This window comes from Shinella sp. G-2 (genome assembly GCF_050172695.1).
Classification (GTDB): Bacteria; Pseudomonadota; Alphaproteobacteria; order Rhizobiales; family Rhizobiaceae; genus Shinella.
In genome coordinates this window covers 310,933-336,578 of record NZ_JBBEYH010000001.1, presented here as the reverse complement: position 1 = coordinate 336,578, position 25,646 = coordinate 310,933, and the positions used below count along the sequence as shown (strand labels likewise).

Sequence of the window (25,646 nt, the reverse complement as noted above, 5' to 3'; positions counted from 1 at the left end):
CAGGATCCTTACTTCGCCTGCTCGGTCTTGGCGGCATCGCCGCCTTCGGCCTTGCCGGCTTCACCTGCCTTGGCGTCATCGGGCTTGGCGTCGCCAGCCTTCGCATCGTCAGCCTTGGCTTCACCGCCTTCGGCCGCCGGCTTCTGGTCGGCCGCCGTGGCGTTCGGGTTCCATTCGGACGGAACGACGTCGCCGCCCGGCTGGACCTTCTGGAAGCCCTCGACGATGATCTTCTCGCCGTCCTTCAGGCCGTCCGTGATGACCCAGCGCGTACCGGCGGCACGGCCGATACGGACAGGACGCGTGCCGGCCTTGTTGTCGGCGGAGACGACATAGACGAGCGCGCTGCCCGAGGCGTCGCGCTGCACGGCCTGCTGCGGCACCAGAACGGCACCCTTCTCGATGCCCTGCTCGATCTGCACGCGCACATACATGCCCGGCAGGAGATCGCCATCGGGGTTCGGGAATTCGCCGCGCAGCGTCACCTGGCCGGTCGATTCATCGACGGCGGCCTCGGAGAACAGCAGCTTGCCCGGATGCGAATACAGCGAACCGTCGTCGAGCATCAGCTTGACGTCGGCGGAATTGTTGTCGGCCATCAGCGCGCCGTCTTCCAGCGCCTTGCGCAGGCGGATGAGGTCCGTCGCCGACTGGGTGAAGTCGGCATAAACAGGGTCGAGCTGCTGGATGGTGGCGAGGTTTTCCGTGCCGCTGGTCGAAACCAGCGCGCCCTCGGTGATGAGGGCACGGCCGATGCGGCCGCTGATCGGCGCCTTCACCTCGGTATATTCGAGGTTCAGCTTGGCCGTGGCGAGACCGGCTTCGGCAATCGCGACATCGGCGTCGGCCTGCGCCAGCTTGGCGATGGCGTCGTCATAGTTCTGCGCGGACGAGACGTTCGACTTCTTCAGCTGTTCCTGGCGAACCGTGTCGTTCTTCGCCTGGGCCTGAACGGCCTTGGCGCGGCGCAGCGTCGCTTCGGCGCTATCCACCAGCACCTGGAACGGCGCGGGATCGATCCGGTAGAGAACGTCGCCTTCCTTGACCTGCGAGCCCTGCTCGAAGACGCGCTCGATGACGATGCCGGAGGCACGCGGGCGAACCTCGGCCGTGCGGGTCGCAGCGATGCGGCCCGGCAGATCGTTGGTGATCGGCACGTCCTCGGCCTTCACGGTGATGACGGCCACCTGCGGTGGCGGGAAGGAGAAGCCCCCCTGCGGAGCCTGCTCGTCCTGGCAGCCGGCGAGAATCAAAAGGGCGCCAAAGGTCGCAATCGAAATCGGTCTCGTGAAACGCATGGGTTCTTCCATAGGCAATGCCGGTAAAAGACCGGCAGGGTGCTGAAAACGAGTCGATGCGGTGGCCGGAGGACCACCGCATCGCAACATACAAACAAGGCTGTATGTTAGTTTCTGACGTTTGACAATCGTAGATCACGGCGGGGATTGCCGCAATCCACCCCGATCACAGGATTGTGATGAGGGGCCTCAACGTATCGCCCGGCCATCTGCATCGAAACGATGCGTCTGGCCCTCCGCCGGCGTCGCATAGACGAGATCGCCGACCGCGTAGTGATGCTCGCCGAAGAGGCGCACGGTGAACGAACCCAGCCGGTCCGATTCGATATAGACGATGGTATCGGCGCCGAGATGTTCGACATGCACCACCTTGCCCTGCCACTCGCCGCCGTCGCGCGAAAGGCTGAGATGCTCCGGGCGCACGCCGATGGTCTTGGCGCCGGACACGCCGAGGCGTTCGGCCTCGATGAAGTTCATGCCCGGCGAGCCGATGAAGCCGGCGACGAAGAGGTTGGCCGGACGGTTGTAGAGCTCCATCGGTGAGCCGACCTGCTGGATGACGCCGCCGTCGAGAACGACGATCTTGTCCGCCAGCGTCATCGCCTCGACCTGGTCGTGCGTGACGTAGATCATCGTCGCCTTCAGTTCGCGGTGCAGCCGCGCGATCTCCAGGCGCGTGTTGACACGCAGCGCCGCATCGAGGTTGGACAGCGGTTCGTCGAAGAGGAAGAGCTTCGGTTCACGCACGATGGCGCGGCCGATGGCGACGCGCTGGCGCTGGCCGCCGGAAAGTTCGGCCGGGCGGCGCGCCAGGTACTTTTCGAGCGACAGCATGGACGAGGCCTTGGTGACGCGCGTTTCGATCTCTTCCTTCGGTGCGCCGGCCTGCTTGAGGCCGAGACCCATATTGTCCTTGACCGTCAGGTGCGGATAGAGCGCGTAGGACTGGAACACCATGGCGATGCCGCGCTTGGCCGGCGGCACGGTCACGACTTCCGTGCCGTCGATGGTGATCGAGCCGGAGGTCGCGTCTTCCAGGCCCGCGATGATGCGCAGCAGCGTGGACTTGCCGCAGCCCGAGGGGCCGACGAAGATGACGAATTCGCCGTCCTTCACGTCGAGGTCGATGCCCTTGATGACGTCGACATTGCCGAAGGACTTGCGTACGGATTTGAGTTGAAGAGAGCCCACCTGATTTCCCCCTAGAGCTTGACCGTCTGACCGGTTCTGACACTTTCATCGGCCGCGAGGCAGATCCTCAGCGACTGCACCGCATCGTCCATGTGCCGCGTAAGATCGATGTCCTCGCGGATGGCCTTCAGCACATAGGCCTGTTCCCGGTCGCACAGGTCCTGGTGGCCGGGCTCGCCCGCCATCTTCAGGTCCTCGTCCGGCGACAGGAACTTGCCGTCCGGCCCGGTCGCCGCGTTGTGCACGCGGATGACCGCCGTCTTGGTATGCGTGTCGATGTCGTCGGACTTGGCGTTCGGGTCCATGACGATGGAGACCGAGCCGTTCGGCGACATGACGTCCTTCACGAAGAAGGCCGTTTCCGAGATCATCGGCCCCCAGGCCGCCTCGTACCAGCCGAGCGAACCGTCGTCGAAGAGCACCTGGAGATGGCCGTAATTGTACATGTCCGGCTTGATCTCGTTCGACAGGCGCAGCCCCATGCCGCGCACCTCGACGGGCTTGGCATCGGTGATCTGGCACATCACGTCGACATAGTGCACGCCGCAGTCGACGATCGGCGGCGTCGTGTCCATCAGCGCCTTGTGGGTCGCCCAGGTCGGCCCGCTCGACTGCTGGTTCAGGTTCATGCGGAAGACATAGGGACCGCCGAGCTTGCGCGCTTCGGCAATCAGCCGGATCCACGAGGGATGGTGGCGCAGGATATAGCCGACGACGAGCTTGCGCCCGTTCGCCTTGGCGCAGGCCACCACCCGTTCGGCGTCGGCGACCGTGGTGGCCAGCGGCTTTTCGAGGAAGACATGCGCGCCGGCTTCCATGGCCGCGATGGCATATTCGGCATGGCTGTCGGAGTAGGTGTTGACCGAGCAGAGCTCGGGCTTCAGGTCCTTCAGCGCCTCATGGAAGGACGGATGGATCTCGTAGCCTTCCAGGCCGGCCGGAACCGGAACCTTCGAGCGGTTGACGAGCCCGACGATCTCGAAGCCGGGGTTCTCGTGATAGGCGAGCGCATGGCTCCGGCCCATATTGCCGAGACCGGCGGAAAGAACACGGATGGGGGGCATTGCAGAACTCACTTTACAGCTCCCGAGGTGATGCCGCGGATCAACTGCCGCGAGAAGACGAAGTAGAGAACGAGGACCGGCAGGATCGCGAGCGACAGGGCCGCAAGCACCGCGTTCCAGTTGGTGACGAACTGACCGATGAAGATCTGCGAGCCCAGCGTCACCGTCTTGGTCGCCTCGCTCGGCGCCAGGATCAGCGGGAACCACAGGTCGTTCCAGATCGGGATCATGGTGAAGACCGCGACCGTGGCCATGGCCGGCCGCACCAGCGGCACGACGAGGCGGAAGAAGATCGAGTATTCCGAGAGCCCGTCGATACGGCCGGCATTCTTCAGGTCGTCGGAGACGGTCCGCATGAATTCCGACAGGATGAACACCGCGAGCGGGATGCCCTGTGCGGTATAGACCAGCACCAGCGCCGTCAGCGTGTTGACGAGACCCGACGCCACCATGCCCTGCAGGATCGCGACCGTGCCGAGGCGGATCGGGATCATGATGCCGATGGCGAGATAGAGGCCCATCAGCGTGTTGCCGCGGAAGCGGTATTCGGAGAGGGCGAAGGCGGCCATGGCGCCGAACAGCAGCACCAGCGCGATGGAGCCCACCGTGACGATGAAGCTGTTCTGGAAGTAGGTGGCGAAATCCCCCTGCCCCAGCACCGTCGTGTAGCCGACGAGGTCGAAGGTCTTGGGCGTCGGAAGCTGCATCGGGTTGCGGAAGATCGCATTGCGATCCTTCATCGAGTTGATGAGCGTCAGGAACACCGGAAAGATGGAGATGATCGCATAGCCGATCAGCGCCAGGTGCACGAGGGTCGTGCGGGTGAGCGAAGTGCGTGCTTGAGACATGTCAGGCCCTCCCGATCAGAACTGGTAGCGACGCATGCGCCGCTGGATGGCGAAGAGGTACAGCGAGACGCCGGCGAGGATGATGAGGAACATGACCGTCGCGATCGTCGCGCCCATCGAGCGGTCGCCGAGCTGCAGCTGGAAACCGAAGAAGGTGCGGTAGAGCAGCGTGCCGAGGATGTCCGTCGACTTGTCCGGCCCGGCAAGCGCGCCCTGCACGGTGTAGACCAGGTCGAAGGCGTTGAAGTTGCCGACGAAGGTCAGGATCGAGATGATGCCGATGGCGGGCAGGATCAGCGGCAGCTTGATCTTGAAGAACTGGCTCCAGCCGGTCACGCCGTCGCATTCGGCCGCCTCGATCACCTCGTCCGGGATGTTGAGGAGCGCGGCATAGATCAGCATCATCGGGATGCCGACATATTGCCAGACCGAGATCAGCGACACGGCGATGAGCGCGGAGTTGGGCTTGCCGAGCCAGGGCGAGAACAGCGACTTCAGGCCGACGAGGTCCATGAGATAGGGCGAGACGCCCCAGATCGGCGAAAGGATCAGCTTCCAGATGAAGCCGACGATCACGAAGGACAGCAGCGTCGGCAGGAAGATCGCCGTGCGATAGAAGGCGGCGAAGCGCAGCTTCGGCAGCGAGAGCATGGCGGCAAGCGCAACGCCGATCGGGTTCTGCACCAGCATGTGGATCACGAAGAAGATGAAATTGTTCTTCAGCGCGTTCCAGAAATCGGCGGCCCAGCGTTCATCGCCGAACAGCACCTTGAAATTGGCGATGCCGACGAAGGTCGACTGGCCGTCCACCGTGTTGAACAGCGACAGGCGCAGCGTCTCGATGAGCGGCAGGATCATGACCGCCGAGTAGATGATGAATGCCGGCAGCAGGAAGATGGCGATGTGCCAGCGCCGCGGGCGCTTGATCGGTCCTGTTGCATCATGGGAAGAAGGTATGTCGCTCATGGCCCAGCCGCCCCTCCGGTGGTTGTTTGTTAAATCCGCATGCACGGACGCCTTGCGCGACAGCCTGTGCCGCACATGACAATTTCAGCATACACATTAGTAACGGGGTCGCTTCCCCGAATTTGCCCTTCGGCACCCTCTGTCCACCGGGACGAAGAGGGGTGGGACGGACGCCGGTCGTTTCGCGCCGCGCCGCCTCGAGACCCTCCCCCCGAAATTTTACGGGGAGAGGACCGGAGCGGGACGATACCCGCTCCTCAAGCAGAATTCAGCAGCAGAAATCCGGACTTACTTGGCCGGCTTGTACCAGCTGTCGAGGCCCTTCTGGAGCTTCTCGGCGGCCACTTCCGGCGTATCCGTGCCGTTGATGACGTTGGCCGATTCCGTCCAGGTCTCGTTTTCGAGGTTCGGCGTGCCGCGCGACAGGATCTGGTAGGTCGAGCGGATCGTCGGCTTGCACTTCTCACGCCAGGAAACGAATTCCTGAGCCAGCGGGTCGGCCATCTTCACGGCCGTCGAGTTCAGGCTGAAGAAGCCCGGCAGCGAGTTGGCGTAGATGTCGGCAAATTCCGGCGAGGATACGAAGGTCAGGAACTTCTTGGCAGCTTCCTGGTTCGCGCCCTTGGCGTTGAGGCCGATGCCGATGTCGTTGTGATCAGAGATGTAGCAGGTGTCGCCGGCATTCTTGACCGGCGGCGGGAAGGCGCCCATCTTGAACTGGGCCTGCGTGTTGAACAGGCCGATTTCCCACGAGCCGGCCGGATAGATGGCAGCGCGGCCGAGCGTGAAGAGGTTCTGGCTGTCCGGATAGGTCTGCGCCTCGAAGCCGTCGCCGAGATAGTCCTTCCACTTGGCGAGAACGCGGTAGGGTTCGACCCAGCCCTCGTCGGTCAGCTTCTGCTCGCCCTTGATCAGAGCCTTGCGGCCTTCCTCACCCTTCCAGTAGGTCGGGCCGATGTTCTGGTAGCCCATGGTGGCGGCTTCCCAGAGGTCCTTCGTGCCCATGGCCATCGGGATGTAGCTGCCTTCGGCCTTGATCTTGTCGAGCGCGGCGAAGAACTCGGCTTCCGTCGTCGGAACCGTGATGCCGAGCTGGTCGAAAGCATCCTTGTTGTAGATGAAGCCGTGGATGACCGAGGCCATCGGCACGCAGAAGGTCTTGGAACCGTCGTCCGTCGTCCAGGCGGACTTGGCGACGTCGGAGAAGTTCTCCATGCCGGGCACGTCGTTCAGAGCGGCAAGGTGACCCTTGTTGAACAGCTCGAGCGAGGCGTCGAACGGACGGCAGGTGATCAGGTCGCCCGCCGAACCGGCGTCGAGCTTGGCGTTCAGGGCGGCGTTGTATTCGGTCGGCGCGGTCGGGGCGAAGACGACCTTGATGCCCGGGTTCTTGGCTTCGAAGGCCGGGATGATCTTTTCCTGCCAGATGGCGAGGTCGTCGTTGCGCCAGCTTTCGACGGTCAGCGTGACGTCGGCCGCCTGCGCGAGCCCGGCCGTGCCGAGGATGCTCGTGGCAAGGAGCAGACCCTTGATTGCGTTGCGTGTCATTGCATTCTCCCCTTTTATGCGCCGCAGCGCGTTTTGAGATTGGTGTTATCCGAGGGTCTTGAGGGCACGGCGGAGACTTTGCTCCGACCGGTCCAGCGCCGCCTTGGCGGCGCCGGCGTCCACAGCCCCCGCAGCCAGAAGCACAGCCGTCTTGACCGAGCCTTCGGAGCGCGCAAGCAGGCGTTCCGCCTCGTCGAGACCGACACCCGAAATGTCGGAGACGATGCGGCAGGCACGCCCTTTCAGTTTGATATTGTCGGCCTTGAGATTGACCATATGGCCATCGTGCACGTGGCCGAGATGGATGCCGACCAGCGTCGAGAACATGTTGAAGGCGATCTTCTGCGCCGTGCCGGCGCCCATGCGCGTCGAGCCGGAGATGACCTCCGGCGGCGTCTGGAGCAGGATCGTCACATCCGCGTCGCTGAAAAGCGCCGCGCCGGGATTGTTGGCCATGGCGACGACCCGGGCGCCCTTCTCCTTCGCATAGGCGGCGATGGCCAGCGCATAGGGCGTGCTGCCGCTTGCCGAAACCGAGATCACACAGTCGCCGGGGCCGACGCCCGCAGCGGTGGCATCGTTCACGGCGAGTGCGCGGTCGTCTTCATAACCGCCGGCAAGATCGATGAGGCTCGCAGCGCCGCCGGCGAGCAGGATGACGATGCGGTCATGGGCAATGCCATAGGTACCGGGAAGTTCGAGCGCGTCGGCCATGGCCATCAGGCCGGAGCTGCCGGCGCCGGCATAGACGAGGCGGCCGCCGGAAAGAAGCGCATCGGCGGCAAGGCGGGCGGCGGCGGCGATATCGCCAAGCGCCGCATCGACCACGGCGGCGGCGGCCTTCTGCCCGTCCGCGAGCACTTTCAGCGCGTCGACGGGCTGGCGTTCGTCCAGCCCCCTCGCCTGATCATGTCTGCCTTCGGTCCTGCCTGCAGCCATCGTTGGTTCTCCTCTGGCCGAAATTAATGCCAAAAAAATACCAATTGTCCATAGGAAATTAATTATTGAGACCACTTTTTTGGCGTTCAATATTTTTATCATTTAAAATCAACAATTTGTGCAAAAGCTTATTTTCGATACCACCATACCCCTTGGTTAATGGTATTTTTTTGGTATCGTTATCTCAGGAGGTGCCCATGACTGATTACATTCTTGGTATCGACGGTGGGGGAACGAGCTGCCGCGCGGCGGTCGCGGGGCCGGACGGCACCATTCTGGGGCGCGGCAAGAGCGGCGCCGCCAATATCCTGACGGACCCCAACAACGCGATCATTTCCATCACGGAAGCAGCCAGGGCCGCCTATCGCGACGCCGGGATCGACGAGGCGGGCCTGAGCGGCGCCTCCGCCTTTCTCGGCCTTGCCGGCACCAATGTCGGCGACCTCACCCGTTACGTGCACGACCGCCTGCCCTTCCGCCACACCGACATCGATTCCGATGGCCTGATCGCCCTGCAGGGCGCGATCGGCGACGGCGAAGGCGCCGTGGCGATCCTCGGCACCGGCGCCATCTATATGGCGCGCAAGGCCGGCGCGATCCGCTATATCGGCGGCTGGGGCTTCACGGTCAGCGATCTCGGTGGCGGCGCCCGCCTCGGCCACGCCCTCCTGCAGGAAGCGCTGCTCGCCCATGACGGCGTGCATGCGCGCTCCGGCGTCACGGATGCGGTGCTGGAAGAATTCAAGGGCGACCCGCGCGGTATCGTCGAATTCGCCCGCCTTTCCAAGCCCGGCGATTTCGGCCGCTTCGCCCCCCTGGTCTTCGATCACGCCCGCCGGGGCGACGAACAGGCCATCGCCCTCGTCAAGGCGGGTGCGACGGCGGTGAACGAATCCCTCGACGCCATCATGGCCCTTGCCGGCGACCAGCGGCTGTGCCTGCTCGGCGGCCTTGCCCCGATCTATCCCGAATGGCTTTCCGAACGGCACCGCGCCATATTGATGGAAGCCGAGGCCGATGCCCTGACGGGCGCCGTGGCGCTGGCCGCCAAGGGCTACAGGCAACGTACGGGAGCCGCCGCATGAGCACGCCGCTTGCCACCATCCTCACGCCGGAAAGCCTGCAGTCGGGCGTGCCCGGACCACTCTACCTGAAGCTCCGCCAGACGCTCGAAGAGGCAATCACTTCAGGCAAGCTCAGTTACGGCGATGCCCTGCCCGCCGAACGCGACCTTGCCGACCACGCCAATGTCAGCCGCGTCACCGTGCGCAAGGCCGTCGACGACCTCGTCAAGGACGGTCTCCTGGTCCGCCGCCACGGTTCCGGCACCTTCGTTGCAAAACCGCTTGCCAAGGTGCAGCAGTCGCTGTCCCGCCTCACCTCCTTTACCGAGGACATGGCGCGCCGGGGCCTCAACACCCGCGCCGAATGGCTCGACCGGGGCCTGTTCCATCCCTCGCCGGACGAGATGATGATGCTCGGCCTGCCGGCGGATGCGCTCGTCGCCCGGCTCGGGCGTCTGCGCGTCGCCGACGACATGCCGCTCGCCATCGAGCGCGCCTGCATCTCCTCCGAATTCCTGCCGGATCCGCTGCAGGTCCAGGGCTCACTCTATGCGGCGCTGGAAAAGCGCGGTTGCCGGCCGGTGCGCGCCGTGCAGCGCATCTCTGCCTACAACATGAAGGACCCGGACGCCTCCATGCTCGGCGTGCCGCCAGGGTCGGCCGGGCTTTCCATCGAGCGCATCTCCTATCTGCGCACCGGCCGGGTGGTCGAATTCACCCGCTCCATCTATCGCGGCGACGCCTACGACTTCGTCGCCGAACTGACGCTTTCCGAGACGTGACCGTCTAACCGCAAAGGGACTTCCATGCAGACCAACATGCGCAGAGAGATCAACGAAATCCCCGAAGCGGCGGCCCGCCTGCTGACGAATGCGGCAAGCGCCATCACGGCCACCGGAAAGGCCCTTCGCGAGCGCGATCCGCAGTTCTTCGTCACGGTCGCCCGCGGCTCCTCTGACCATGCGGCTCTCTTCCTGAAATACGCCATCGAACTGACCACCGGTCGCCCTGTCGCCTCCCTCGGCCCGTCGCTCGCCTCCATCTATGGCGCCAAGCTGAAGCTCGGCGGCGCCGCCGCCATCGCCATCTCCCAGTCCGGCAAGAGCCCCGATATCGTCGCCATGGCCGACGGCGCCACCAAGGGTGGTGCGGTCTCCATCGCCCTCACCAACACGCTGCCCTCGCCGCTGGCCGACGCCTGCTCCCACTCTCTCGATCTGTCTGCCGGCCCGGAGCTCAGTGTCGCGGCCACCAAGTCCTATGTGAACTCCATCGTCGCCGGCCTTGCCGTGCTTGCCGAATGGACCGGCGACGCCGATCTCGACTGCGCCGTGAAGGACCTGCCGGAACAGTTCGCCAAGGCCGTCTCCCTCGACTGGTCCGAGCTTGCCGGCGACCTCAAGGACGCCCAGTCGCTCTATGTGCTCGGCCGTGGCCCGGGCCTTGCCATCGCCAGCGAAGCGGCGCTGAAGTTCAAGGAAACCTCCGGCATGCACGCCGAGGCCTATTCCTCGGCCGAGGTGCTGCACGGCCCCGTCGCCCTCGTCGGCCCGGCCTTCCCGGTCATCGCGCTTGCCGCCCGTGACGCGGCCGAAGCCTCCGTCACCGGCATGGCCGATGGCCTTGCCGAGCGGGGCGCCTATGTCGGCATCACGGCGGCGGGCGCCAAGAGCGCGCGCAAACTGCCCTTCGTCGCCACAGGCCACCCGATCACCGATGCCCTGGCGCTCATCGTGCCCTTCTACGGCTTCGTCGAAGCCTGGTCGCGCGGCCGCGGCCTCGATCCCGACAAGCCGGTCAACCTCAAGAAAGTGACGGAGACCCGATGACCGTGCTCACCGCCATTACCGGCGCCCGGATTTTCGACGGCGATCTGTGGCATGAGGGCTGCGTCCTGCTCGTCGACGACGGCAAGGTCGCCGCTATCGCCGCGCCTGGCGATGTGCCGGCCGATGCCCGCACGGTGCCGATGGACGGGCTCTCGCTGGTCCCCGGCTTCATCGACCTGCAGGTCAATGGCGGTGGCGGCGTGCTGCTCAACGAGCAGCCGGACCTCGAAGGCATCCGCACCATCTGCGCCGCCCATGCCCGCTTCGGCACCACGGCGCTGCTGCCGACGCTGATCACCGACAACCGCGAGGTGACGGAACGAACCGTTTCCGCCGGCCTTGCGGCCCGCCAGGCGGAGGTGCCGGGCTTCCTCGGCCTTCATCTCGAAGGCCCCCATCTTTCCATCGCCCGCAAGGGGGCGCATGATCCGGCTCTCATCCGCCCGATGGATGCGGCCGACCTCGAGCGCACGATCGCTGCCCGCAAGGGTCTTGAAGCCGTGCTGATGACGCTGGCGCCGGAAAACGCCACGAACGCGCAGATCGCCGCGCTGCACGCCGCCGGCGTCACCGTCAGCCTCGGCCATTCCGACTGCGGCTACGAGACCGCGGCCACGGCCGTCGAGTCCGGCGCGCACATGATGACGCATCTCTTCAATGCCATGAGCCCTCTCGGCAACCGTGAGCCGGGCATGGTCGGCGCCGCGCTCGATCTCGGCCATCTTCATGCCGGCCTTATCGCCGACGGGTTCCATGTCCACCCGGCCTCCATCCGCGTCGCGCTTCGCGCCAAGCGCGGTCCCGGCCGCATCTTCCTCGTCACCGATGCTATGTCGACCATCGGCACCGACATGACGAGCTTCTTCCTCAATGGCCGGGAAATCTTCCGCGAGGGCGGGCGCCTGACGCTTGCCGACGGCACGCTCGCCGGTGCGGATATCGATATGGCATCCTGCATTCGCTACATGCGCGACGCGGTGGGCATCGATCTCGAGGAAGCGCTGCGCATGGCCTCGCTCTACCCCGCCGAAGCCATCGGCATGACGGGCCGCAAGGGCCGTCTGACCCATGGTCACGACGCGGATTTCGCCGTCATCGACAAGGACGTGAACGTCGTCTCGACCTGGATCGGCGGTACGCCGGTCTTCGCCGCCTGATCCCGCGCCGCGGTCCTTGCGGGTCGCGGCGGAATCGGCTCTACCGACCGGGCAAGGATAGGAGCGGCAGATGCAACTGATCTTCGACGGCCACAACGACGTACTTCTGCGCCTGTGGGAGCACGCACGGGAAGGCGCCGACCCGGTCGCAGAATTCCTCGGCGGCACCAACCTCGGTCATATCGATGTCCCGCGCGCCCGCAAGGGCGGGCTTGCCGGCGGCTTCTGCGCCATGTTCATTCCGCCGGAGGAAGACTATCCGGCCCGTGTCGTGGACGAGAACGGCCACTACAATATCCCGATGGTCGGCCCGCGCGAGCACCGCGCCGCGCTGCGGATCGCGCTCGAAATGACCGATATCGCCGACCGTCTGGAACAGGCCGGCGGCATCGCCATCTGCCGCACCACGGACGATATCCGCGCCGCGATGACGCAGGGGCGCTTCGCCGCGGTTCTGCATATCGAAGGCTGCGAGCCGATCGCCGAAGACCTCCGCAATCTCGAAGCCCTGTATGCCCGGGGCCTGCGCTCGCTCGGCCCCGTCTGGAGCCGGCACAACCGCTTCGGCCACGGCGTTCCCTTCGCCTACCCCTCCTCCCCCGACACCGGCCCCGGCCTGACGGCAGCCGGGGTCGCGCTGGTGAAGGAATGCGACCGGCTCGGTCTCATGATCGACCTCGCGCACATTACCGAGCGCGGATTCTGGGACGTGGCGCGCGAAAGCACGCAGCCGCTCGTCGCCACCCATTCCAACGCCCATGCCCTGACGCCGATCTCGCGCAACCTCACCGACCGCCAGCTCGATGCGATCCGCGAGCGCAAGGGCATTGCCGGCCTCAACTACGCCACCACCATGCTGCGCGCCGATGGCCTGGAAAACCCCGACACGCCGCTTGCCGACATGGTGCGCCACATCGACCACCTGGTCGAACGCATGGGCATCGACTGCGTGGCGCTCGGCTCGGATTTCGACGGCGCGACGATACCCGCCGCCATCGGCGACGCCGCCGGCAACCAGGCGATAGTCGGCGCGCTGCGCGCCGCCGGCTACGGCGAGGACGACCTTGCAAAGCTCTGCCGCGAAAACTGGCTGCGGCTCCTCAAAACCGTCTGGCGCGAAGCCTGACATGCACCTCGGAAGGACGCCATGACTAAGCCCCTCATCGAACTCTGCGTCGAAGGTATCGACGGTTTCCTCGCGGCCCAGGAGGCCGGAGCAGACCGGGTGGAGCTCTGCGCGAGCCTGGTCGAGGGCGGCCTGACGCCAAGCCTTGCCACCATTCGCGCCGCCGTGAAGGCCGCCCGCATTCCCGTCCACGTGATCATCCGCCCGCGCGGCGGCGACTTCCTCTATTCCGAGACCGAGTTCGCGACGATGGTCGAGGATATCGTGGCACTGCGCAGCGAGGGCGTCGCCGGCGTCGTCATCGGCTGCCTGACACCGGACGGCCGGATCGACGAGGCCCGCACCAAAGCGCTCGTCGAGGCTGCCCGGCCGATGTCCGTCACCTGCCACCGCGCCTTCGACATGACGGCCGATGCGCACGAGGCGCTGGAAGCGCTGATCCGCTGCGGCATCGACCGCGTGCTGACCTCCGGTCAGCGCGACACCGCCGTCGAGGGGATCACCATCCTGAAGAGCGCCGTCGAACAGGCGGCCGGCCGCATCGTCATTATGGGATGCGGCGCGCTCGATGCCGGGAACATCCGCAAGGTCCGGGACGAAGCGGGCCTTGTCGAAATGCATTTCGCGGCGCTGAGGACCGTGCCGAGCGGCATGGCCTTCCGCAACCCGCATGTCGGCATGGGCGGCACGGAGAAAGACCGCGAATATGAGGTGACGCTGACCGACGGCGAGGCCGTGCGCGCCATCATCGCCGCCGCAAAATCCTGACGCAGCGTCTTGCAAGCGGCGGGCAGGCCCTTACCTGTTAGCGGAACAAGGAGACACGCCATGCCGCTCACGCCTTCCGCCTCCCGTCTGCGCCCGTTCGCCGCCGCCGCCTTCATGGCCTGCGCCGCCCTGCCCGCTGCCGCCGAAACGGTCGGCAAGGTGGGCGTCGACTGGATCGGCAACGACATCTATATCGACGCCGTGACCGACCCCGATGTCGCCGGCGTCACCTGCCATGTCACCTATTTCGACCGTTCCGTCATCGACCGATTGAAGAAGGGCAACTGGTTCGAGGATCCCTCGAACAATGCCATCTCCTGCCAGCAGACCGGCCCGATCACCATCGGCGACATCGAGCTAGACCGGGAGGGCGAAGAGGTCTTCAAGTCGGGCCTGTCGCTGATCTGGAAGTCGCTCATCGTCACCCGGATCTACGACAAGAAGAACGACACGCTGATCTACCTCGCCCATTCGCGCGAATTGACCGAGGGGTCCGCGAAGATGTCGATCTCCACCGTGCCGCTTTATGGCCAGACGGTCACCTGGACGAACGGCAAGCCATGAAAAAAGCCCCGGCAACCGGCCGGGGCTTCTTCTTTACATAGGAACCGTCTTACTTGACGTAGACGACCTTGCCGCCGTCAGCCGCGGTCTTGATTTCCACGACATTGGTCAGCTGGACGTTCTTCGAGGCGAGAATCTGCGCCAGGGCCGGATCGGACTGGAGTTCGGCCTGCGCCTGTTCCAGCGCAGCCGGATCCTTCGCCTTCAGGCTCAGGCGCTCGCCTTCCGAGCGGCCGCTTTCATCGGCTTCGAGGGATGCGATCGTGACCACGTTCACCTGGTCGGCGGTGATCGAACCTGTCGCCATCGTGTCGGCGGTTACGCCGGTGGTGGTATCCTGGGCATAGGCGATGCCTGCGACAGGCGAGACGGCGAGAAGCGAAGCAAGGGCGATAGTAACGGTCTTCTTCATGATAATTCTCCACTGTTTCGTTTAGGAAAGCAGGGAGAAAACGGGACCGTCCACCTTTGGTTCCTGTCCAATTGGGGCAAGATCAAGGTTTTTAATTTAGGAATATTCAATAGGCAGGCAGCCGAAAGCACCCGCCCGCAAAGCGGCCGGATGCTGAAGCGGAAGACGAAGGGTCGGACCGATCAGGCCGCCTGGGCAAGCTCGTCGGCGATCACGGTGTCGAGGTTGAGGAAGCAGACCATCGACTTTTCGAGCGCCACGATGCCGCGGCAGAAGGCGCGCTGGGCTTCCGGAATGATTTCCGGCGCCGGCTGCAGGGCCTCGCTCTTGATGGTCATCATGTCGGAAACCTGCTCGACGAGGAGGCCGACCAGCTTGCCGGCGATGTCGGTGACGATGATCGCCGAACGCTCGGACGGCTCCGTCATCTTCATGCCGAGGCGGCAGGCCATGTCGATGACCGGGATCACTGCGCCGCGCAGGTTGATGAGGCCGAGCACATAGGGCGGCGTGTGCGGCATCGGCGTGACCGGTGCCCAGCCGCGGATTTCGCGGATGGCCATGATGTCGATGCAGAATTCCTGCTCGCCGAGATGGAAGGAAACGATTTCGAGATAAGCGCCGGACTGCTTGATGGCGTTGGACATGGACAAGACCTCTTCCCCGCAAGGGACGAACTGTTGAATTGCGCGGCGCGCCGTCTCCGGCACGCGGCGGACGTCATGTCCCGAAGCCATCAGGGCCTGTTGCGCGTTTGGGGAGCGTGGCAAAGAGAGATTAAACAAAGGCTAAGGCAGGGCGGCAGAAACCCGCATTTTAGCAAAATTCGATGCATTCCGCCGCACGCAAAAGCCTGACGTTACGGCAGGTCGCGCCGGTTTCAACACGCGCCGCAACATGGTATGCTTCGCCCATGGACAAGACCGCCCGCCGCTATACCGTGCTGCCCGTCGCGCTCATCGTGCTGGGGCTCGGCACCATGGCCGCCACCGCCGCCTTTGCCGGTTGGCTGGAGCATGGCACGGCGATCTTCCTCAGCCTTGCCGAATCCGGCATGTCCTGGTGCTTCTGATCACGATTGCGCGAGCGTTCGTTCTTTGCCTCCGTTGCGGCAATTGGCGCGTTTGCGCCGTCTCCGGCGAGGGACTATGACAGCGGCGACCGGCTCACGCCGCCATAGCCGCATTGAAGGATCGCCATGAAGATCGTCCGCTTCCTACTCTGGTTCGCTGTTGTCGCCGTCTCAGCCTGGCTCGGCTACGAATACTTCCTCAAGAACAAAGAAGTCGCCAGCGAACCGTTCGGCGTGCCTTTCACGCTGGTGGCGCAGGATGGCAAACCCATCACCGAAAAGGCCTTCACCGGCAAGCCGACCGCCCTCTTCTTCGGCTTCACCCATTGCCCGGAAGTCTGCCCGACGACGCTGTTCGAGCTCAACGGCTGGCTCACCAAGGTCGATCCCGACGGCTCCAAGCTGCAGGCCTATTTCGTGACGGTCGATCCCGAGCGCGACACGCCCGAACTCATCGGCCAATATGTCGGCAACGTCTCCCAGCGCATTACCGGCATTTCCGGCCCGACAGACAAGGTGCTGGAAATGGTCAAGGGCTTCCGCGTCTATTACCGCAAGGTGCCGCTGGACGAGGCCAAGCCCGATGGCGACTATACCATGGACCATACGGCTTCCGTCTTCCTGCTCGATGCCAACGGCCGCTTCAAGGGAACCATCGCCTATGGCGAAAACCCCGATGTCGCCGAGCAGAAGCTGACGAACCTGATCAAGGGCTAGCATCCGCCTTTGCCCTCGGCTTTCGGACATGCTAGGCGGTCCTCAAACAACAGGGACCCCGAGCCGTGAGCGAAATCCGCCTCTACATCACCACGACCGAGAAGGGCGCGGACGCCGCGCTCTCGCTGATGACCGACGCCTTCGAGGAAGAAGGCTACGCCATCGCGACCATGGAGATCGACGAGAAGAAGGACATCTGGGAAGCCTCGGTCTACATGTTCCGGCCGGACGAGGCGGAGATCCACGAACGTTTCGCCGCCCTCCTCGCCGCCGATTTTCCCAAGGCGCGGATCGAGCGCGAGGAACTGCCTGACATCGACTGGATCGCCAAGTCGCTGGAGGGGTTGAAACCCGTGCGCGCCGGCCGCTTCGTCGTCCATGGTTCGCATGACCGCGGCACCGCCCGCCCCGGCGAAATCTCCATCGAGATCGATGCCGGGCAGGCCTTCGGCACCGGCCATCACGGCACGACGGCGGGCTGCCTCGAGGTCATTTTCGACGTGATGCGCGCCCGCCGGGTCAAGCGCGTGCTCGACCTCGGCACCGGTAGCGGCGTGCTCGCCATTGCCGCGCGCAAGCTCGCCCCCGTTGCCGTGCTGGCAACGGATATCGACCCCATCGCCACGCGCGTCGCCCGCGAAAACGTGCGCCTCAACGGCATCGCCTCGGGCGTCGCCCTGGAAACCGCCGCCGGCTTCCATTCCACCGCCTTCGGCCGCCACGGCCCCTTCGACCTTATCATCGCCAACATCCTTGCCCGCCCGCTGATGCGCATGGCGCCGCAGCTTGCTGCGCAGCTTTCGCCGAATGGCGACGTCATTCTTTCCGGCATCCTCGCTTCGCAGCGCTGGAAGGTGCTGGCCGCCTATAATGGCGCGGGTCTGCGTCACGTTAAGACGATCTGGCGCGAGGGATGGGTGACCATCCACCTCGACAATCGCCGCTGAAGCGATGTCGACGGGGCGCTCGCGCCCCGTTTTCGTTTGCGGGATAGACGGAAAAAGAAAAGGCGGTGCCAGAGGCACCGCCTATGGGCCGGCGAACCGACCTGCCCGCGAGCTTGAGGAGGAGGAGCGCTCAAGCGGGCCTATGTGTTCCGAGCGCCTTCCCGGAGGAGGGAGGAGGAGTGACCGGCAAGACGCCTGATCGGAACACCTAGCTGTTTGCGATACGAAGGACTGGAGGAACTTTCACTTCGTTTCGCTTGAAGCGCGTTTTAAGTTCGCTTCGTTGGCGCCGCTTATAATCGATTGAGAAAAACGGGATAGTCCTCTCTAGGCATGGGTGCCATGCGCTCAGCGCATAAGTCCAATATGATACCTCTTGAAAGGCCAATCGGGATCCTCTGGCATGGCTGCGACCGTCATTCCCCTGCTCGCCCTGGCGATCGTCGCCTTCGTTTTGGCGAGCGCGATCCGCGCTATGAGGGCGGCCCGCCGCACCCCAGTTCAAGCCGAAGACACCGCCCGTTCGCAGGAGGAGCACCGCCGCGTTGCCGAAGCTCTGCGCGATGTCCTCAACCGCGAACCCCTCGGTGCGCCGCTCGCCGGACGCCTCTGGCTGGGCCTCATGCGCCAGGCCCCCGGCACAGGCGTGATCTACGAGCATCATCGGGACTTCTGCGGCCAGGGCCTCATCCGCACGAAAACCGGCATCATGCTCTGCGACGTGCAGGATGGCGGCGCGTCCTTCGGCGCGCCCATCGCGGAATGGACGAGCGAAGGGGCGTTCACCTTCTTCTTCGCGCGCCAGTCGGATTTCTCGATGAGCGGCTGGGATGCGAACGAACCCGTCTTCTTCACCGGGGACGACTGGTACCGCAACAACCAGCGCCTCACCCGCGCCGTGTTGGAGCGCTTCCTTTCCCGCCTTTGACGCGCGGAAGCGATGGGCTAGATTGCCGGCACGATTCATAGCCTCACCGGAAGTCTCCCCATGTTCCAGAGTTTCGACGTCACCTCCACGCCGCAATATGGCCGCGAACGGGCGGAAGCCCTGCGTGCATCCTTCGATGCGCTCGGCATCGACGGCTTCCTCGTGCCCCGTGCCGACGAATACCAGGGCGAATACGTGCCGGCCTCGGCCGAGCGCCTTTCCTGGCTGACGGGCTTCACGGGCTCGGCCGGCATCGCGCTCGTCACGCGCAACCAGGCCGTCGTCTTCGTCGACGGCCGCTATGTCACGCAGCTCGCCGAACAGGTGGACGGCGGCGTCTTCACGGGCGGCGACCTCGTCGGCGAGCCGCCGCATCTCTGGCTACAGAACCATGCGCCGAAGGGCTTCCGCCTCGGCATCGACCCGTGGCTGCACACCGGCGCGGACGTCCGCCGTCTGGAAAAGGCGCTGGCCGGCATCGGCGGTACGCTGGTCTTCCTGCCGCACAACCCGCTCGACAAGGCCTGGACCGGCCGCCCCGCCGAACCGCTCGGCCGCGTCACCATCCAGGCCATCGACCATGCCGGCGAACTCGCGAGGGACAAGCTGGTCGCGATGGCCGAAGCCACGGTGAAGGCCGGCGCCGATGCTCTCGTCGTCACCGACCCCTCTTCCATCGCGTGGATTTTCAACATCCGCGGCAGCGACGTGCCGCACACGCCCCATCCGCTTGCCCGCGCCGTCATCCCGGCCAGCGGTCGCCCGCAGCTCTTCCTCGACAAGCGCAAGACCGGCATCGAGCCGGAAGCCTATCTAACCCAGCTTGCCGACCTCCAGCCGCCCGCCCAGTTCGACGACACGGTTGCGGCGCTCGCGGCGCAAGGCAAGCGCATCCTCATCGATCCGGATCATGCGCCCTTCGCGCTCGCCGAGATCGTGCGCACCAGGGGCGGCACGCTGGTGGAGGCGGCCGATCCGGCTCGCCTGCCCCGCGCCTGCAAGAATGCCGTCGAGCTTCAGGGCTCCGCCCGCGCCCATCTGCAGGATGGCGCGGCGATGGTCGAGTTCCTTGCCTGGCTGGACGGCACGACGCCCGGCACCGAAACGGAAATATCCGTCACGAAGAAGCTGGAAGAGGTGCGCCGCCGCGTCGGCGAGCATCAGCAGAACCCGCTGAAGGACGTCTCCTTCGACACCATCGCCGGCGCCGGCGCCCATGCCGCCATCATGCATTACCGCGTGACGACGGCGTCGGATGCCGCCATCGAACCCGGCACGATGTTCCTCATCGATTCCGGCGCGCAATATATCAACGGCACGACCGACATCACCCGGACGGTCGCTATCGGCGCGGTGCCGGAAGAACAGAAGCGGTTCTTCACGCTGGTGCTGAAGGGCATGATCGCCATCAGCCTCGCGCGCTTCCCCAAGGGCACGCGCGGTTGCGACCTCGATCCGCTCGCCCGTATCGCGCTGTGGAAGGCAGGCGCCGACTTCGCCCACGGCACCGGCCATGGCGTCGGCTCCTATCTCTCGGTGCATGAAGGGCCGCAGCGCATTTCGCGACTGTCGACGCAGGAACTGCTGGCCGGCATGATCCTGTCGAACGAGCCTGGCTACTACCGTCCCGGCAGCTTCGGCATCCGCATCGAAAACCTCGTCCATGTGCTGCCGGCGGCCCCGGTCGAGGGCGGCGACATGGATATGCTGAGCTTCGAGACGCTGACCTTCTGCCCCATCGACCGCCGGCTCGTCCTGCCCGCCCTCTTGACGGACGAGGAACTTGCCTGGCTCAACGCCTATCACGCCGAGACGCGCGACAAGCTGCTGCCGCTGCTGTCGGATGAGGCGACGAAGGCCTGGCTCGAAAAGGCGACGGCCCCGCTCAGCCGATGACGTGACGCAGGATCATCACGACGATCCAGCCGACGGCCAGCATCGGCAGGAGCGCGATGCGCAGGCCGACGAGAAAAGCCACCGCCATGGTGAGGCTCACGTCGAACCCGCCCGTAACGGCCGCCGGCGCCACCAGCGTGGTGAGCACGGCGGCCGGAACGGCGTTGAGAGCCGCCTCGGCGCGCGGCGGAATACGCTTCATGCGCGTGATGAAGATATAGCCGCCGACCCGCGTGAAATAGGTCGCGATGGCGCCGGCGGCGATGATCAGCAGCGTCTGAACGTGGAACATCGTGTCCATGGTCATGCCTCCCCTTCCACGGGCTCGCCGATGGGCGCGGCCTCCTCCTTGCCGTCGAGCGGCAGGAGTGCGGCGACGAGGATGCCGGCAAGGGCACCGAGGCTGACATGCCAGGGCGAGCCGACGAAATGCAGCGCGAGAATCGAGCCCGCCGCCGAGGCGATCACCACCGGCAGCCAGTTCGCCCGGCTGCGGAAGCCGAGCACCAGGCCCATGAAATAGATCGGCAGCAGCACGTCGATGCCGATGGCCTTGGGATCGCCGATCAGGTTGCCGAGGAAACCGCCGAGGATCGTCAGGCAGAGCCAGGGCACGTAGACGCTGAGCCCCAGCACCATGGACCAGATATAGGTGACGCGGATGCCCGCATCGCCGCGCCGCTCGGTTTCGGCGAATTGCGGGTCGGTGAGCAGGAACAGCGAGGTCGCCTTTTCCCAGAAGGAAAGGTGCCGGATATGCGGTGCGATGGCCGCCGAATAGAGCACGTGGCGGAAGTTGACCGCGAAGATCGACAGCACCACCAGCCACGGCGCGACGTTGTGATTGAACAGTTCGACGCCGACAAGCTGGCTCGCGCCGGCATAGAGCGTTGCACTCATCAGCGCCGCTTCGGCAACGGTCAGGCCATTGTCGACGGCGACGGCGCCGAACAGCACGGCGAAGGGCGCCGCGGCGATCGCGACGGCGATGCCACGCCGGAAGGCGTCGCGGATTTCATCTTTGGTGGCGGGGGTCATGGATCTGCTCTCTAACAATGGCGAAGCCATAGAGCAGGCGCGGCCCACCGGCAAACCAATATGGCTGATGGATCGTTCAGCGCCATTGATCGATCGGCATGTCAAGACGACCGGCGTTGATGGATGACCGGGCCTTTCCCAGTCATCCGCAGGTCAGGCTATCATGGCAGGGCGGCATGGCCGCCATGCGCGGCTCAGGTCTTCTTGAGCTGGAACGTGTGCTCGGGGCCGGGGAAGCTGCGGGCCTTCACCTCTTCGGCATAGGTCGCGAAAGCCTCGCTCATGATGGGCGCGATGTTGGCGAAATGCTTGACGAAGCGCGGCTTGAAATCCGTGAAGATGCCGAGCACGTCGTCCACCACCAGCACCTGGCCGTCGCAGGCCGGCGATGCGCCGATGCCGATGGTCGGCGCCTTGACCTTGCCGGTGATCTCGCGCGCCAGCGGCTCGACCGTGCCCTCGATGACGATGGCGAAGGCGCCGGCCTCGTCGATGGCGACGGCGTCCTTGCGGATCTTCTCCACTTCCTTGTCGTTGCGGCCAAGCGAGCGGTAGCCGCCCGTCGTGTTGATGAGCTGCGGCATCAGGCCGACATGGCCGAGCACGGGAATGCCGCGCTGGGTGAGGAAATGCACGGTCTCGGCCATTTCCGCCCCGCCTTCCAGCTTGATCGCCGAACAGCCGGTTTCCTTCAAAACGCGCGCGGCCGTCGCGAAGGCCTGTTCCTTGGACTGCTGGTAGGAGCCGAACGGCAGGTCTATGACGACGCAGGCATTGGACGAACCGCGCATGACGGCCTGGCCGTGCGCGATCATCATCTCGACCGTCACGCCGACGGTGGAATCGAGGCCGTAGAGCACCATGCCGAGGCTGTCGCCGACCAGCATGAAATCGACATGCGGGTCCATGAGCTTGGCGACCGGTGTCGTATAGGCGGTGAGACTGACGATCGGACGTTCGCCCTTGAGCGCCTTGATATCGGACGGTGCCAGACGGCGTTTGGCGGTATGTACGCTCATGTCACGCTACCTTCTTCGTATTTTTCGGGCCAAGGACCCTGTTATCGAGGAGCTTCGTGCTCCCAAAGCGCACGAAAAGCAACAAAAGAACCGGTCTGTCGCCGACCGCATCGACTTCGGCGAGCGTTTCGGGATCGCGGATGGCGACCACTTCCGGCCGTGCCAGCGGCTCCGTCCGGATGAAGGCGGTGACGCCCTCCTCCAGCGCCCGCGCGCTTGTCTCGCCGGCGGCGATCAGCCGCTCCGCCTCTTCAAGCGCCCGCGGCACGATGGCGGCGGCAGCACGCTCTTCGGCGGAGAGATAGACATTGCGCGAGGAACAGGCGAGCCCGTCCGCCTCGCGCACCGTCGGCACGCCGATCACCTCAACGGGCTGGGCAAGATCCGCCACCATGCGGCGGATGATGGTGAGCTGCTGGAAATCCTTCTCGCCGAAATAGGCGCGGTCGGGCCCGGCAATATTGAAGAGCTTGGTGACGACCGTGGCGACGCCGGCGAAATGGCCGGGGCGCACCGAACCCTCCAGCTCCGCACCGAGCTTCGGCACGTCGACCACCGTCTCCATCGGCTGCGGATACATGTCCGCAACGCCGGGCGCGAAGAGATAGTGCACGCCCTCGGCCTCCAGCATGGCCTGGTCGCGGGCGAGATCACGCGGATAACGCGCAAGATCTTCGTTCGCGCCGAACTGCAGCGGATTGACGAAAATGGTGGCGACGACGATGTCATTGTCGGCGCGTGCCCGGCGGGCGAGCTCCATATGGCCGACATGAAGATAGCCCATGGTGGGCACAAGGCCGATGGTACGGCCATCGAGCCGGTGCGGCGCGAGTGCCGCGCGCAAATCCGCGATGGTGGTGAAGGTCTGCATCGCCGGTTCCTCCTTGCTCTCGCCCTCTCCCGCGGGCGATGCACCCATGCAATCTCTGCGGATCGCTTCAGGGGGCGCCGTTTTCTATCTTGTGCAGCGCAAAAAGACAATCGGGAAAGACTTTTACCCGCCATCGCTTAACCCGCTGGGCAGCATTGCATTTTGCGCACTGTACATTTTGGCCAAGGACCAGTAGAGAGCGCGCAACACGCCCGTCATTCACGGGTTTGCAAGTGCGACGCCAGATCGTCGCTGAACCCGAATTCCGAAAGACCCCACATGACGAGCTTCGACAGCCTCGCTCCGGCGATGGCAAAGGCGTTGGAAAAACGCGGCTATACCACTTTGACACCGGTGCAGGTCGCCGTGTCCGACCCCAAGATCGGCGATGCCGACGCGCTGGTTTCCGCGCAGACCGGCTCCGGCAAGACCGTCGCCTTCGGCCTGGCGCTGGCCCCGACGCTGCTTCAGGGCGAAGAGCGCTTCGACCGTGCCGCAAGCCCGCTTGCCCTTGCCATCGCCCCGACGCGCGAACTGGCCATGCAGGTCAAGCGCGAGCTGGAATGGCTCTATGAGATGACCGGCGCCGTCATCGCCTCCTGCGTCGGCGGCATGGATGTGCGCACCGAGCGCCGGGCGCTCGAACGCGGCGCCCACATCATCGTCGGCACGCCGGGCCGCCTGCGCGACCACATCACGCGCAACAATCTCGACCTTTCCGACATCCGCGCCGTCGTGCTCGACGAGGCCGACGAGATGCTGGACCTCGGCTTCCGCGAAGACCTCGAATTCATCCTGGAAGCGGCACCGGAAGATCGCCGCACGCTGATGTTCTCGGCCACCGTGCCGAAGGAAATCGCCGCGCTGGCCAAGAACTACCAGCGCGATGCCCTGCGCATCTCCACCGCCGCCGAGAAGGAACAGCATGTCGATATCGACTATCGCGCCCTGCTCACCGTTCCGGCCGACCGCGAGAACGCCATCATCAACACGCTGCGTTTCTACGACGCACAGAACGCCATCGTCTTCTGTTCCACCCGCGCAGCGGTCAACCACCTGACGGCGCGCTTCAACAATCGCGGCTTCTCGGTCGTCGCCCTCTCGGGCGAACTCAGCCAGAACGAGCGCACTCACGCCCTGCAGGCGATGCGCGACGGCCGCGCCCGCGTCTGCATCGCCACCGACGTCGCCGCCCGTGGCATCGACCTGCCGAATCTCGAGCTTGTCGTGCATGCCGACCTTCCGACCAATCCGGAAACCCTGCTGCATCGTTCGGGCCGCACCGGCCGCGCCGGCCGCAAGGGCGTCAGCGCCCTCATCGTGCCGCTCAGCGCACGCCGCAAGGCCGAGCGCCTGCTGCAGATGGCAAATCTGAAGGCCAATTGGGCGACGCCGCCCTCCGCCGAGGAAATCCTGCGTCGCGACGACGAGCGCCTGCTCGCCGATCCGCTGCTGGTCGACAGGGTCACCGAGGACGAGGAAGCAACCGTCACGGCGCTGGTCGAGAAATTCGACGCCCGCCAGCTCGCCGCCGCCGTCACCCGCTTCTTCAAGGCCGGCCGTTCCGCGCCGGAAGACCTGGTCGAAGTCTCGCTCGAGCAGCGCAAGCCCCGCGAGCGCAGCAACGACGCCATTCCGGCGGAAACCAAGCGCCCGCGCGACAGCTTCGCCTCCAGCGTCTGGATCTCCGTATCGGTCGGCCGCAAGCAGCGCGCCGAGCCACGCTGGCTGATCCCGATGCTCTGCCGCAACGGCAACATCACCAAGAACGAGATCGGCGCCATCAAGATGCAGCCGGAGGAGACCTATGTCGAGCTCTCCGCCGATGCCGCCGACGGCTTCCTCGGCCATATCGGCCCGGCCAGCATGCTGGAGCGCGGCATCCGCGTGACCGTGCTGGAAGGCATGCCCGATCTCACCCCGCAGCCCTACGAGCGTACGCCCGGCGAGAAGAACCCGCGCTACGACCGTCCGGAACGCCGCGCCGACTGGAAGCAGAAGGGCGACTTCGAAAAGAAGGGCGGCTACGACAAGAAGCCCCGCTTCGAGAAGAAGAACGATTTCGACAAGCCGGAAGGCGCCGCGTCCAAGCCCCATTGGAAGGACCGCAGCGAAGGCGATTTCGACAAGAAGCCGCGGTTTGAAAAGAAGCGCGACTTCGACAAGCCCGAGGGCGCTGGCGGCAAGCCGCACTGGAAGGATCGCGACGAGGGCGGCAAGAAGCCCGCAAAGCCCTTTGCCGGCGCAAAGCCCTTCAAGGGCAAGCGCGACGACAAGTTCGCCAAGCCCGAGGGCGCGGCCCGCAAGCCGAAGGGCAAGAAGCCGGATCGCTTCTGAGACGATGGCGGCGCGGAACTTCTGTCTCCGCGCCGCGTTCCCTCCGC

General features: G+C 65.1%; 27 protein-coding genes. 14 read left to right on the top strand and 13 right to left on the bottom strand.

Annotation, left to right across the window (positions count from 1 at the left end; all coding sequences use genetic code 11):
* Positions 1-8: 8 nt before the first annotated feature.
* The 7 genes from V8U06_RS01680 to V8U06_RS01650 form a co-directional block, all read right to left on the bottom strand.
* A complete protein-coding gene (locus V8U06_RS01680; protein WP_427139239.1) occupies positions 9-1,310 on the bottom strand; it encodes an efflux RND transporter periplasmic adaptor subunit in 1,302 nt (433 codons plus the stop codon).
* Positions 1,311-1,487: 177 nt separating this feature from the next.
* Positions 1,488-2,489, bottom strand: a complete 1,002-nt coding sequence (locus tag V8U06_RS01675) for an ABC transporter ATP-binding protein (protein ID WP_427139238.1) — start codon at positions 2,487-2,489, stop codon at positions 1,488-1,490.
* A gap of 11 nt (positions 2,490-2,500) precedes the next feature.
* Positions 2,501-3,565, bottom strand: a complete 1,065-nt coding sequence (locus tag V8U06_RS01670; RefSeq protein ID WP_427139237.1) for a Gfo/Idh/MocA family protein — start codon at positions 3,563-3,565, stop codon at positions 2,501-2,503.
* Complete coding sequence (locus V8U06_RS01665; protein WP_226918548.1) at positions 3,562-4,401, bottom strand: carbohydrate ABC transporter permease; 840 nt, start codon at positions 4,399-4,401, stop codon at positions 3,562-3,564. Before V8U06_RS01665 ends, V8U06_RS01670 begins: the two co-directional genes overlap by 4 nt.
* 15 nt (positions 4,402-4,416) lie before the next feature.
* Positions 4,417-5,367, bottom strand: coding sequence for a carbohydrate ABC transporter permease (locus V8U06_RS01660; protein WP_427139236.1), 951 nt, complete (start codon positions 5,365-5,367; stop codon positions 4,417-4,419).
* Between the two features lie 288 nt (positions 5,368-5,655).
* Positions 5,656-6,915, bottom strand: a complete 1,260-nt coding sequence (locus V8U06_RS01655) for an ABC transporter substrate-binding protein (RefSeq protein WP_427139235.1) — start codon at positions 6,913-6,915, stop codon at positions 5,656-5,658.
* 45 nt (positions 6,916-6,960) lie between these two features.
* A complete protein-coding gene (locus V8U06_RS01650; protein ID WP_427139234.1) occupies positions 6,961-7,854 on the bottom strand; it encodes an N-acetylmuramic acid 6-phosphate etherase in 894 nt (297 codons plus the stop codon).
* A gap of 197 nt (positions 7,855-8,051) precedes the next feature.
* Between V8U06_RS01650 and V8U06_RS01645 the strand changes: the two genes are divergently transcribed.
* The 7 genes from V8U06_RS01645 to V8U06_RS01615 all read left to right on the top strand — a co-directional run bounded on the left by V8U06_RS01645 (position 8,052) and on the right by V8U06_RS01615 (position 14,362).
* On the top strand, positions 8,052-8,939 hold the full coding sequence (locus tag V8U06_RS01645) for a BadF/BadG/BcrA/BcrD ATPase family protein (RefSeq protein WP_427139233.1): 888 nt from the start codon (positions 8,052-8,054) through the stop codon (positions 8,937-8,939).
* Positions 8,936-9,700 carry a GntR family transcriptional regulator gene (locus V8U06_RS01640; protein WP_427139232.1) on the top strand — a complete coding sequence of 255 codons (765 nt, stop codon included), beginning with the start codon at positions 8,936-8,938 and terminating at the stop codon, positions 9,698-9,700. The genes V8U06_RS01645 and V8U06_RS01640 overlap by 4 nt, the downstream gene beginning before the upstream one ends.
* Before the next feature lie 24 nt (positions 9,701-9,724).
* Positions 9,725-10,747, top strand: coding sequence for an SIS domain-containing protein (locus tag V8U06_RS01635; RefSeq protein WP_427139231.1), 1,023 nt, complete (start codon positions 9,725-9,727; stop codon positions 10,745-10,747).
* A complete protein-coding gene (gene nagA, locus V8U06_RS01630) occupies positions 10,744-11,904 on the top strand; it encodes an N-acetylglucosamine-6-phosphate deacetylase (protein ID WP_427139230.1) in 1,161 nt (386 codons plus the stop codon). Before V8U06_RS01635 ends, nagA begins: the two co-directional genes overlap by 4 nt.
* A 70-nt stretch (positions 11,905-11,974) precedes the next feature.
* Complete coding sequence (locus tag V8U06_RS01625) at positions 11,975-13,030, top strand: dipeptidase (protein WP_427139229.1); 1,056 nt, start codon at positions 11,975-11,977, stop codon at positions 13,028-13,030.
* 21 nt (positions 13,031-13,051) lie between these two features.
* Positions 13,052-13,798, top strand: coding sequence for a copper homeostasis protein CutC (locus tag V8U06_RS01620; protein WP_427139228.1), 747 nt, complete (start codon positions 13,052-13,054; stop codon positions 13,796-13,798).
* A gap of 114 nt (positions 13,799-13,912) precedes the next feature.
* On the top strand, positions 13,913-14,362 hold the full coding sequence (locus V8U06_RS01615; RefSeq protein ID WP_427139560.1) for a CreA family protein: 450 nt from the start codon (positions 13,913-13,915) through the stop codon (positions 14,360-14,362).
* Positions 14,363-14,411: 49 nt separating this feature from the next.
* On the opposite strand, the gene V8U06_RS01610 is transcribed toward V8U06_RS01615, so the two are convergent.
* On the bottom strand, positions 14,412-14,774 hold the full coding sequence (locus V8U06_RS01610) for a hypothetical protein (RefSeq protein ID WP_427139227.1): 363 nt from the start codon (positions 14,772-14,774) through the stop codon (positions 14,412-14,414).
* A gap of 182 nt (positions 14,775-14,956) precedes the next feature.
* Positions 14,957-15,421, bottom strand: coding sequence for a chemotaxis protein CheW (locus V8U06_RS01605; RefSeq protein ID WP_117366518.1), 465 nt, complete (start codon positions 15,419-15,421; stop codon positions 14,957-14,959).
* A gap of 266 nt (positions 15,422-15,687) precedes the next feature.
* Between V8U06_RS01605 and V8U06_RS01600 the strand changes: the two genes are divergently transcribed.
* The 5 genes from V8U06_RS01600 to V8U06_RS01580 all read left to right on the top strand — a co-directional run bounded on the left by V8U06_RS01600 (position 15,688) and on the right by V8U06_RS01580 (position 20,334).
* Positions 15,688-15,846: a hypothetical protein gene (locus tag V8U06_RS01600; RefSeq protein WP_427139226.1), complete on the top strand. Its 159-nt coding sequence runs from the start codon at positions 15,688-15,690 to the stop codon at positions 15,844-15,846.
* Between the two features lie 126 nt (positions 15,847-15,972).
* Positions 15,973-16,563, top strand: coding sequence for an SCO family protein (locus V8U06_RS01595; protein WP_427139225.1), 591 nt, complete (start codon positions 15,973-15,975; stop codon positions 16,561-16,563).
* Positions 16,564-16,628: 65 nt separating this feature from the next.
* Positions 16,629-17,510 (top strand): 50S ribosomal protein L11 methyltransferase, encoded by an 882-nt coding sequence (locus tag V8U06_RS01590; protein ID WP_226918534.1) that lies wholly within the window; start codon positions 16,629-16,631, stop codon positions 17,508-17,510.
* A gap of 403 nt (positions 17,511-17,913) precedes the next feature.
* On the top strand, positions 17,914-18,438 hold the full coding sequence (locus tag V8U06_RS01585) for a hypothetical protein (protein WP_427139224.1): 525 nt from the start codon (positions 17,914-17,916) through the stop codon (positions 18,436-18,438).
* Positions 18,439-18,498: 60 nt separating this feature from the next.
* Positions 18,499-20,334 carry an aminopeptidase P family protein gene (locus V8U06_RS01580; RefSeq protein ID WP_427139223.1) on the top strand — a complete coding sequence of 612 codons (1,836 nt, stop codon included), beginning with the start codon at positions 18,499-18,501 and terminating at the stop codon, positions 20,332-20,334.
* Here V8U06_RS01580 and V8U06_RS01575 read toward each other — a convergent pair.
* Together V8U06_RS01575 and V8U06_RS01570 are read right to left on the bottom strand one after the other, a co-directional pair.
* The gene (locus V8U06_RS01575; RefSeq protein WP_427139559.1) at positions 20,324-20,635 is read right to left on the bottom strand and encodes an AzlD family protein; all 312 of its coding nucleotides are present in this window, start codon (positions 20,633-20,635) and stop codon (positions 20,324-20,326) included. The genes V8U06_RS01580 and V8U06_RS01575 overlap by 11 nt on opposite strands.
* A 2-nt stretch (positions 20,636-20,637) precedes the next feature.
* A complete protein-coding gene (locus V8U06_RS01570) occupies positions 20,638-21,372 on the bottom strand; it encodes an AzlC family ABC transporter permease (RefSeq protein ID WP_427139222.1) in 735 nt (244 codons plus the stop codon).
* On the opposite strand from V8U06_RS01570, the gene V8U06_RS01565 reads away from it, so the two are divergent.
* Positions 21,371-21,499: a hypothetical protein gene (locus tag V8U06_RS01565; protein WP_427139221.1), complete on the top strand. Its 129-nt coding sequence runs from the start codon at positions 21,371-21,373 to the stop codon at positions 21,497-21,499. The genes V8U06_RS01570 and V8U06_RS01565 overlap by 2 nt on opposite strands.
* Positions 21,500-21,566: 67 nt before the next feature.
* Here V8U06_RS01565 and panB read toward each other — a convergent pair whose 3' ends face one another.
* Both panB and panC read right to left on the bottom strand, forming a co-directional pair.
* The gene (gene panB, locus V8U06_RS01560) at positions 21,567-22,391 is read right to left on the bottom strand and encodes a 3-methyl-2-oxobutanoate hydroxymethyltransferase (RefSeq protein ID WP_427139220.1); all 825 of its coding nucleotides are present in this window, start codon (positions 22,389-22,391) and stop codon (positions 21,567-21,569) included.
* A gap of 1 nt (position 22,392) precedes the next feature.
* Entirely contained in the window at positions 22,393-23,262 is an 870-nt protein-coding gene (panC, locus tag V8U06_RS01555) for a pantoate--beta-alanine ligase (protein ID WP_427139558.1), read from the bottom strand.
* 279 nt (positions 23,263-23,541) lie between these two features.
* On the opposite strand from panC, the gene V8U06_RS01550 reads away from it, so the two are divergent.
* Positions 23,542-25,599, top strand: coding sequence for a DEAD/DEAH box helicase (locus tag V8U06_RS01550; RefSeq protein WP_427139219.1), 2,058 nt, complete (start codon positions 23,542-23,544; stop codon positions 25,597-25,599).
* The last annotated feature ends 47 nt before the right edge of the window (positions 25,600-25,646 follow it).

What these genes read in the sequence shown, in the direction of transcription:
- V8U06_RS01580 (WP_427139223.1), top strand. Translation starts at nt 18,499, where the DNA reads ATGTTCCAGAGTTTCGACGTCACCTCCACGCCGCAATATGGCCGCGAA.
- V8U06_RS01650 (WP_427139234.1), bottom strand. Translation starts at nt 7,854, where the DNA reads ATGGCTGCAGGCAGGACCGAAGGCAGACATGATCAGGCGAGGGGGCTG.
- V8U06_RS01610 (WP_427139227.1), bottom strand. Translation starts at nt 14,774, where the DNA reads ATGAAGAAGACCGTTACTATCGCCCTTGCTTCGCTTCTCGCCGTCTCG.
- V8U06_RS01620 (WP_427139228.1), top strand. Translation starts at nt 13,052, where the DNA reads ATGACTAAGCCCCTCATCGAACTCTGCGTCGAAGGTATCGACGGTTTC.
- V8U06_RS01635 (WP_427139231.1), top strand. Translation starts at nt 9,725, where the DNA reads ATGCAGACCAACATGCGCAGAGAGATCAACGAAATCCCCGAAGCGGCG.
- nagA (WP_427139230.1), top strand. Translation starts at nt 10,744, where the DNA reads ATGACCGTGCTCACCGCCATTACCGGCGCCCGGATTTTCGACGGCGAT.
- V8U06_RS01570 (WP_427139222.1), bottom strand. Translation starts at nt 21,372, where the DNA reads ATGACCCCCGCCACCAAAGATGAAATCCGCGACGCCTTCCGGCGTGGC.
- V8U06_RS01655 (WP_427139235.1), bottom strand. Translation starts at nt 6,915, where the DNA reads ATGACACGCAACGCAATCAAGGGTCTGCTCCTTGCCACGAGCATCCTC.
- V8U06_RS01625 (WP_427139229.1), top strand. Translation starts at nt 11,975, where the DNA reads ATGCAACTGATCTTCGACGGCCACAACGACGTACTTCTGCGCCTGTGG.
- panB (WP_427139220.1), bottom strand. Translation starts at nt 22,391, where the DNA reads ATGAGCGTACATACCGCCAAACGCCGTCTGGCACCGTCCGATATCAAG.
- V8U06_RS01585 (WP_427139224.1), top strand. Translation starts at nt 17,914, where the DNA reads ATGGCTGCGACCGTCATTCCCCTGCTCGCCCTGGCGATCGTCGCCTTC.
- V8U06_RS01615 (WP_427139560.1), top strand. Translation starts at nt 13,913, where the DNA reads ATGGCCTGCGCCGCCCTGCCCGCTGCCGCCGAAACGGTCGGCAAGGTG.
- panC (WP_427139558.1), bottom strand. Translation starts at nt 23,262, where the DNA reads ATGCAGACCTTCACCACCATCGCGGATTTGCGCGCGGCACTCGCGCCG.
- V8U06_RS01600 (WP_427139226.1), top strand. Translation starts at nt 15,688, where the DNA reads ATGGACAAGACCGCCCGCCGCTATACCGTGCTGCCCGTCGCGCTCATC.
- V8U06_RS01550 (WP_427139219.1), top strand. Translation starts at nt 23,542, where the DNA reads ATGACGAGCTTCGACAGCCTCGCTCCGGCGATGGCAAAGGCGTTGGAA.
- V8U06_RS01645 (WP_427139233.1), top strand. Translation starts at nt 8,052, where the DNA reads ATGACTGATTACATTCTTGGTATCGACGGTGGGGGAACGAGCTGCCGC.
- V8U06_RS01595 (WP_427139225.1), top strand. Translation starts at nt 15,973, where the DNA reads ATGAAGATCGTCCGCTTCCTACTCTGGTTCGCTGTTGTCGCCGTCTCA.
- V8U06_RS01660 (WP_427139236.1), bottom strand. Translation starts at nt 5,367, where the DNA reads ATGAGCGACATACCTTCTTCCCATGATGCAACAGGACCGATCAAGCGC.
- V8U06_RS01640 (WP_427139232.1), top strand. Translation starts at nt 8,936, where the DNA reads ATGAGCACGCCGCTTGCCACCATCCTCACGCCGGAAAGCCTGCAGTCG.
- V8U06_RS01565 (WP_427139221.1), top strand. Translation starts at nt 21,371, where the DNA reads ATGGATCTGCTCTCTAACAATGGCGAAGCCATAGAGCAGGCGCGGCCC.
- V8U06_RS01575 (WP_427139559.1), bottom strand. Translation starts at nt 20,635, where the DNA reads ATGGACACGATGTTCCACGTTCAGACGCTGCTGATCATCGCCGCCGGC.
- V8U06_RS01680 (WP_427139239.1), bottom strand. Translation starts at nt 1,310, where the DNA reads ATGGAAGAACCCATGCGTTTCACGAGACCGATTTCGATTGCGACCTTT.
- V8U06_RS01665 (WP_226918548.1), bottom strand. Translation starts at nt 4,401, where the DNA reads ATGTCTCAAGCACGCACTTCGCTCACCCGCACGACCCTCGTGCACCTG.
- V8U06_RS01605 (WP_117366518.1), bottom strand. Translation starts at nt 15,421, where the DNA reads ATGTCCAACGCCATCAAGCAGTCCGGCGCTTATCTCGAAATCGTTTCC.